At 60.4% G+C, this 7,093-nt stretch carries 10 protein-coding genes; 3 read left to right on the forward strand and 7 right to left on the reverse strand.

Features of this window, described 5'->3' with window-relative positions; all coding sequences use genetic code 11:
• Positions 1–37: 37 nt before the first annotated feature.
• Positions 38–490, reverse strand: coding sequence for a GNAT family N-acetyltransferase (locus tag OC446_RS27250; RefSeq protein ID WP_262032096.1), 453 nt, complete (start codon positions 488–490; stop codon positions 38–40).
• Here OC446_RS27250 and OC446_RS27255 point away from each other — a divergent pair.
• A complete protein-coding gene (locus tag OC446_RS27255; RefSeq protein WP_262032097.1) occupies positions 481–960 on the forward strand; it encodes a GNAT family N-acetyltransferase in 480 nt (159 codons plus the stop codon). The two genes, OC446_RS27250 and OC446_RS27255, sit on opposite strands and share 10 nt — an antisense overlap.
• 17 nt (positions 961–977) lie before the next feature.
• Here OC446_RS27255 and OC446_RS27260 read toward each other — a convergent pair whose 3' ends face one another.
• From OC446_RS27260 to OC446_RS27275, 4 genes are all read right to left on the reverse strand, one after another.
• Positions 978–1,466: an NUDIX hydrolase gene (locus OC446_RS27260; protein ID WP_262032098.1), complete on the reverse strand. Its 489-nt coding sequence runs from the start codon at positions 1,464–1,466 to the stop codon at positions 978–980.
• A gap of 105 nt (positions 1,467–1,571) precedes the next feature.
• On the reverse strand, positions 1,572–1,856 hold the full coding sequence (locus tag OC446_RS27265) for a type II toxin-antitoxin system RelE/ParE family toxin (RefSeq protein ID WP_262032099.1): 285 nt from the start codon (positions 1,854–1,856) through the stop codon (positions 1,572–1,574).
• Entirely contained in the window at positions 1,846–2,175 is a 330-nt protein-coding gene (locus OC446_RS27270; RefSeq protein WP_262032100.1) for a CopG family ribbon-helix-helix protein, read from the reverse strand. The genes OC446_RS27265 and OC446_RS27270 overlap by 11 nt, the downstream gene beginning before the upstream one ends.
• Positions 2,176–2,258: 83 nt before the next feature.
• Positions 2,259–2,558, reverse strand: a complete 300-nt coding sequence (locus OC446_RS27275; RefSeq protein WP_262032101.1) for a helix-turn-helix domain-containing protein — start codon at positions 2,556–2,558, stop codon at positions 2,259–2,261.
• 875 nt (positions 2,559–3,433) lie between these two features.
• Between OC446_RS27275 and OC446_RS27280 the strand changes: the two genes are divergently transcribed.
• Positions 3,434–3,991 carry a dihydrofolate reductase family protein gene (locus OC446_RS27280; protein ID WP_262032102.1) on the forward strand — a complete coding sequence of 186 codons (558 nt, stop codon included), beginning with the start codon at positions 3,434–3,436 and terminating at the stop codon, positions 3,989–3,991.
• 461 nt (positions 3,992–4,452) lie between these two features.
• Complete coding sequence (locus OC446_RS27285) at positions 4,453–5,322, forward strand: alpha/beta hydrolase (protein WP_262032103.1); 870 nt, start codon at positions 4,453–4,455, stop codon at positions 5,320–5,322.
• 567 nt (positions 5,323–5,889) lie between these two features.
• On the opposite strand, the gene OC446_RS27290 is transcribed toward OC446_RS27285, so the two are convergent.
• Together OC446_RS27290 and OC446_RS27295 are read right to left on the reverse strand one after the other, a co-directional pair.
• Positions 5,890–6,726 carry a Clp1/GlmU family protein gene (locus OC446_RS27290; protein ID WP_262032104.1) on the reverse strand — a complete coding sequence of 279 codons (837 nt, stop codon included), beginning with the start codon at positions 6,724–6,726 and terminating at the stop codon, positions 5,890–5,892.
• A gap of 7 nt (positions 6,727–6,733) precedes the next feature.
• A partial coding sequence (locus OC446_RS27295) for an alpha/beta hydrolase (RefSeq protein ID WP_410055158.1) occupies positions 6,734–7,093 on the reverse strand: 360 nt, incomplete at its 5' end.

A 7,093-nucleotide genomic window follows, 5' to 3' on the forward strand; every position in this document is an offset into this window, starting at 1 on the left:
CAACATCGCACGCCGGACCAGATTTCGGAATCGCTCGTCAGTGACAGAACACTAGCAGCTTGCTTCCGATCCCCTGCCCAATGAAGTGCTCTTGGACGTAAAGCGTCGCAATTTCGACACGGGAGCTCGGATCCGTCGGGCAGGGCGAGTCCAAGAGCAGGCTCAGATATCCGACGAGATGAGCATCTTGCTCGTAGACCAAGAATACCTGGTTCTCGTCTCCCAAGCGCTCCGCAATCTTCTCCGAGGTATATTCGGCCAGTACGTAGTCGGAGAGGGCGCTGCGCAGCCCAGTCTTGGCGTAGGTATGGAGCCAAACTTGGATGGATAGAGCTGCGAGATTGCTTGCATCAGCGGCTGTCGCTACACGGATCATCAGGTTCCTTCCCTCCCTTAAGATTGGGATATCCGCCCAACCCTGTCGTCGCAACGCGAGCGACGGAACGGGCCAAGGCTTTTTCGCGGAACGGACATTGTAGGTTGAGTTCACTAGAAGGCTCCTTTGTTGTCTCCGACCTTCGGGAGCGCTCCGAGTTTACCGAAGCCGTTGCCGATCGTGTTTGGCGAGCCTGGTGGCAGGGGAAGGGTTACCCGCTCGACTATATCGAAGGCCGCGTAGCGGAGAGCCTGGACGGTGCAGCGGTGCCCTTTGCCGTGGTGGCTCACGAGGATGGTCAGTTCTTGGGAACGGCGTCTGTGATCCCCTCGGATCTTGATGAGCGACCCGAATACTCGCCCTGGGTGGCCGCAGTTTGGGTCGATCCTGAGCAGCGACGCCGAGGTATCGGGGCCGCCCTAGTCAGGAAGGCAGCGCAGGGTGCATTCGAGAGTGGGGTCGATCTTGTCTATCTCTGTGCCTTACCGGAAAAGCGCGCCTTCTATGAGCGCTTAGGATGGCAACGCCTCGAAGAGAACGTCGGAAGGAATAGGCTAACCGTGCTGACCCTCTCGCGTAGCTAATTTCGCGGAACGGGACCTTATAGAATGCGGTTGGATAGAACAGCCGGACCCGCAGGTGCAGGAGGCTCAATCCTGCTCAGGATATCGGGGAGATTGTCGGGCCAGACCGTGTCTGATGTTTGAGCCAGTTCCGCCATGGACCACCAGCGATGGTCTGCCATGACCTCATGCTCTTCGGGTGTCCACCCGTCCCGAGACAGGTCCGTATGCTCGGCCTGAACCACAAAGAAGCGTTCGTCCGCTATCACATGCTCGCCGTCTGGGAGTTGCAGGACGAACTCTCGGCACGCCACTTCGGGACCTATGGCGTCGACGTGGAGGCCGGTCTCTTCTCTGAGTTCCCGGATGGCCGCCTGCTCAAACGTTTCGTTCTCTTCGAGGCCGCCGCCTGGCGTGGCCCAGTAGGTTTGACCGGCAAGAGCTCCTCGCCGGTAGGAGAAGCGAAACAACAGAACTTTTCCAGCCGGATCGAGAATGAGCAGGCGGGCTGAGGGGCGGCGGCGCATCGAATAATCCTCAAAGGTCGTCAGAGGAGAGACTAAGGAATTTTAAGTCCCTTGCGTCTACCAGCACCGCCAGAGGACTTAGACAGCTCTGAGATCGGCCTCAAGTTACAGGGTATCTGGCCACTTGCGCGCGCCATGGAAGACTCGGAGGACCGTCACGGCATCCTCGCCGACGCGGTAAGCCACGACGTAGCCGGTCCGGCTGATCGGCAGCTCGCGGGTCCCGGCGACACGGCCCTCTCGACCCATGAGAGGGTGCCGAGCCAAAGCTGCCACCTGACCGGCGATCTCGTCATGCACCCTGTAGGCCGCCTCCGGATCATCATTGGCGATATAAACCACGATGCTGGCGAGATCCTCCTCGGCGAGCGAATGCCACTCAAGCCTCATGCTGCTCGCCGCGCTTCTCGGAGGCCATCCGGTCGATGATAGCGCGTGTCCGGCCCATGACCGCATCATGCGGCACAGCCGGGCGAGGGTCGTCCAAAGCCGCTTGGATACGGCTGCGCACCCACTCGTCATGCCCTGACTCCGACTGGATTTCCCGCTCAGTACGGGCAACCTCGACATAGGCGCGCATGAAATCGCGGATGACCTGCGCGGCGGAGCGGTCGGCCAGCTCAGCCGCTGTCTTGAACGCCGCCTTGAGATCGGCGGGAACCCGGAAGTTGAAGTTTTCCTCTTTCGGGTGGCTGGTGGTGCGGGCCATGGCTTTCCTCCCATTCGCGAAGATTATGTAATTACACATTCATCGCGCAAAGGTTCAAGACCAATCGCAAAGACCTGCCGTGTTCAGGTCCCAAGAGTCTCCTCAACGATCCTCGGATTCCGGTCGAGCAGGGCCAGCAGGATGCGAGCCGGCCCCTGGGGCGCGCGGCGGCCCTGCTCCCAGTTGCGGATCGTGCCCACCGACACCCCGATCCGGCGGGCAAAGGCGGCCTGGGACAAACCGGTTTTGGTCCGGATCGCGACGACGTCAATGGCGGAGGCAATGGTGAGGCCATAGCCGAGGCTCTGGCTGTTATCCGCCAGAGCCAGCACCTCACCCAAACTGGCGATGAGCTGGTCGAAGTCGTCATCCTGCTGGCCCATGAAGCCCCTCCCCCAGATGGGGGAGATGCGTCAGTGGCGCAGTGCGTCAATGGCAGATCAGCGAGACGTGTCCCGGAGAACAGCCCACCCTTGTACTGGCGGCAAAACATAAATTTTTAACGCTGGGCAGGATACGCTGGCCTCAAGGCTGGATCCCTCAGCCTGAGACCCTAGAAAACCCCGCTCCGGCTCCCGACCGAACGGGGTTTTTCTTTGACGATGCGGATCCGGCCAGATCCCGCTCACCTCATGGGTCTCGACAGCAGCCGGAGCAAGGCGCATGCTCGCGGATGGCCGAGGAGTTCCCAAGATCTTCGGCCGGGAGAGGACCTGGATGACATTCCAATCCCTTCCGCGTCCTCTTCTTCCCGTTGGCCGCTGATCTGGATCTATGTTGGCGCAGGGCTGACAGAGGCTGGCCCCTGGCCCTGTCACACGATCAGCAGCCCATAGGGGGTCGCGCTGAGCGCAAACGATCCAAACAGGACCGCAGGAAACCACGTGGGAAGGGACCCGTCGTCATCGTCGCTCATAAGGGCCTCGCCGCTCCAGAATCAGCTTCCGTTTGCGACGTAACCTAGGCCGTTTCGCGGCCTGCCCCGTTGCCTTAGCCGCTTGGTTGCTCCAGGCTGGATCCCGCTCGGAGAGAGAACGTCCCGCCTGGCCCGAAGGCCCCGGTGAGAGACGCCGCATCTCAGGCGAGCAAACCATAGCCAGCTTTGAGGATCCTGGCAGCGGGGGGACGACTCCCCTACTCCGGGGATGAGAGCCTCATCCTCCGGGACGTTGAGGTGATTGGTGGCTGTCTCGATGCGAGACCTCCTTGGCGAGCAATAGCCCTATGGTTTCTCGAGCGTATGGCATAGGCTCGCCGCATGAGACTCTTGACCTTCAGCATCAACGTCACCCTGGACGGCTGCGTCAATCACCAGGAAGGAATCGCCGACGACGAGACGCACGCGTTCTTCACCCGCCTCATGGATGAGGGCGGGGCGATGCTGTGGGGGCGCATCACCTACGAGATGATGGAGAGCTACTGGCCGGCGGTCGCTCGCGGCGAGGCGGAGGCGCCACCGGCGCTACGCGAGTGGGCGGTCAAGCTGGAGGCCAAGCCGAAATACGTCGTGTCGTCGACGCGAAGGGACTTCCCGTGGACCAACAGCCACCACATCGCCGACGACCTGCGAACAGGCGTGCAGAGGCTCAAGGACGCGACTCCGGCGGGCGTGCTCCTCGGTAGCGGCAAACTCGCGACCGAGCTGGACCGGCTGGACCTGATCGACGAGTACAAGCTCCTCGTTCATCCCAGGATCGCCGGCCACGGCCCGACCCTCTACCAGGGCGGGCTGCCCAGCACGCGGCGGCTCGAACTGGTCTCGGCGACGCCGCTCCGCAATGGCGCGGTCGCCATGCACTACCGGCGCGGGCGTTGACTCAGAGAAGCTTCGTCGCGCTCAGATCGGACGACCGCTGGAGCGTAATCTCCTCTCTCAGGCTCGGCTAAGTCGGGCTCACGCGCTGCTGAGGTGCTCCCCGACAAGCTGGCGTTTCGAAGGTCAGCACCGGGTCTTGGTTGTGTAAAAACGCTGATGCGTTACTCGGCGAAGCAATTTTTTGTCGTGCCGGCTTGAGCAGGCCGGATATTCCTCGGTCGGGACCCATGAAATTGTACAAATATTTCGTCGGAACTGGACCCGTTTGAGTTTTTACGCCAATGGTGGAAGTAGTGGCAAGAAACGGATTCGCTTCGGCCCTTAATGCTGCTGGCATCGGAAACCATCCCGTTCGGCGGATACTTTATTCCAGAAATCGAGCATCGGCTGCATCCTTGCTCGTCGGCTGCAGAACCCTAACTGCTTTTCATCGAAAGAAATGGGAGGGAACAATGCCTACTATGCGAGCCGTGTCTGGCCTCGTTGCGGCTCTTGCTGCACTCACAGCTGGTTGGACGGCCTATGCGGGCACAGTCATCTCGCAGAAAGTTCAGTCCGCAACCCTCAATCGAGAATGGGTGTACAACGTCTATCTGCCCGACGGGTACGAGACCGGTAAGCTCCGCTATCCCATGATGTACCTGTTGCACGGCAACGGCGCTGACCAGAACGAGTGGGTCGTGTCCGGCAATATGCAGCAGACCGTGGACCAGCTCATCAAGGACGGGCAGATGCCACCGGCCGTTATCGTCATGCCCTCAGCCACAACTACGTGGTATGTGGATCGTAAAGAGATGATGGAGACCGCCTTTCTGAAGGATCTCTTCCCCGAGATCGAGGCGAAGTTCCGGGTGATGAAGGAGCGTACGGGCCGGGTCATTGGCGGCGAGTCGATGGGTGGCTATGGCTCCCTGCGCTTCGTGCTGAAATATCCCGAGATGTTCGCAGCCGCCGCTCTTATCAGCCCGGCCATCTACAACCCTGAACCACCCGAGACATCATCGGCGCGGCGCGTCGGCGTTTTCGGTTCTGACAAGTTTGATCCAGACATCTGGAAGTCGCTCAACTATCCGGCCCTTTTGGACGGCTTTTTCGCCAAGAACACCACCGTGCCGCTTTATGTTGGCTCCGGGGATGATGATGACTTCATGATCGAGGGGCAAGCCGCAACCTTCTATGAGCTCTGGCGCCAGAAGAAGCAGCCAGGAGAGCTCCGGATTTACAACGGCCCGCACAGCTTTGAAGCCTTCAATGCGCAGTTCCCAGAGGCGGTTCGCTACATCTTCCGGTATGTGCGCCGTCCCGAGGCAGTGTCGCCACAGGTGCAATGACGACGGCATCATCAACGTAGTGGGTTTTGCTTGTCGCTCCCCGACCAACGATAGAGGGCTGGTCCACGTTCTCGGTAACTTACCTCATGAAAGCCGACGTGGAGCAGCCCCTATCTCCAGAAGTTACAACGTGGCGGATCAAATCAGGATCATCTGCTTTCGTCAGGCCGCGTATAACAGTCCAGAGTTTTGGATCTCCGAAGGAACTCGTCTCCAATGGAGTTCGGTGCCATGACAAGTGAGGGCTCAGCCGAGGGTCTCCTCTGGATCAATGTTTCACATTCCGGCAGCTCAACGAAGGTCGGTTCATGCCTGCCGAAGCGGACCAAGGGCTTACGTCTCAGGAGTGCCACGCACTGACGATCCCATACCCTCGAGGAACGTCCGCTGTTCCTTGCGAGAGCAAACCATCGGGTTGCTTTCGAGCAGTGCCAGCCATTTGTGATCACCCAAGCCCGGGGCCGTTGGTCTCAATGCACGGCAGTTACTCCAGGCGAACAAGTTTGGTCTCTTGGCGAGCGGGCGGGATGCAGTCGCGTCTCTTTCCACACCAAGTGTGGATCTGGGCTAACGCGACATCCTTCGACGATCTACTGGAAGATGTTTCTCGGTGAAATCATCGCCGAGGATCAACAAGCCAGGGTGCACCCGCAGCACGCCATCCTCGACAACAGGGGAAAGCACCTCGAGGATCTCGCCCTCAATCCGATTAAGAAGCAGTCCCAATCCGAGATCATGATTGGGTTCATTTGACAATCTGACCAGGAGCCTGGCGGGGAGAGGAGCCTCTACGTGAGACGGCGGGAGCACTCCGGATTCGAGCTTCAGCACACCTGATTGCGAGAAATACTGCCGGAAGGCCTCCCGCCGGGCCATGCGCCGCTCGCCATCGGTCTTGCGTCGTGCTTCTGGGGAAGCTGGAACGCAAAGCGACGGCAGAGCCGAGGCATCGTGCGCAATTGCGTCAAGCGACTGTCCCTCACCCACAGCGATCAGCAGATCCGGTCGAAGCGCGTCGATCTTGGCGGCCTTGAGGCTGCGGCCGGGGCCCGTCAGGAGCCCGCTCGTGTTGACGATCAGACAATCAGCATCCGTCTGTTGTGCCAGGCGGCGCGTGCCTTCGACAAGACGGGGCCAGCCGAGAACGGGATTAGTCGTCCCCACGAAGGCGAGCGACAACCCCTGTGGATCGTCCATGGTCACGCAGGCCGGAGGGCCGACGAGCTTCTGGCCGACATCGGTATCCAGAAGTGCCGTTCTGCGGCCCGACTGTGCCGCTGTTTCTGCAAGAATGCGACAGAACGTGCTCTTGCCCCTGTCCTTCTCCCCAAGCACGAGAACCCTGCGGAAGCCATGACGGTGAATACTCTGTGCGGCCGCATTCCACGCGGGCGGAACGTGCAAGAAGCCGTCAGGCAAGGAAGCGTACCACGGCTCGCTCGACCATCTCCGGGGGCACGACATGGCCGCCATCGAACTCGTGATACTCCACGTCGTAGCCCGCTCGCTTGAGAGCCGGAACGATCCTGCGGCTGCATGGATCGATGGGCAGAACCTCGTCATGGATCCCATGGGATACGAAGATCCGCGGCGTATCGGCGGTGCTCGTCGGCGCCATGAAGCCTGGCGAGAAAGCGAGGATATGGTCAAACAGCTCGCCGTTGATGACGCCCAGAGACAGACCATAGGACGCTCCGTCCGAAAACCCGGAGAGCGCAATCCGGGCAGGATCGATGGGGTGGAGTTGAAAGATCTTCGTCAGAGCCCTGTC

It is taken from the genome of Microvirga sp. Mcv34, from assembly GCF_024519725.1.
Classification (GTDB): Bacteria; Pseudomonadota; Alphaproteobacteria; order Rhizobiales; family Beijerinckiaceae; genus Microvirga.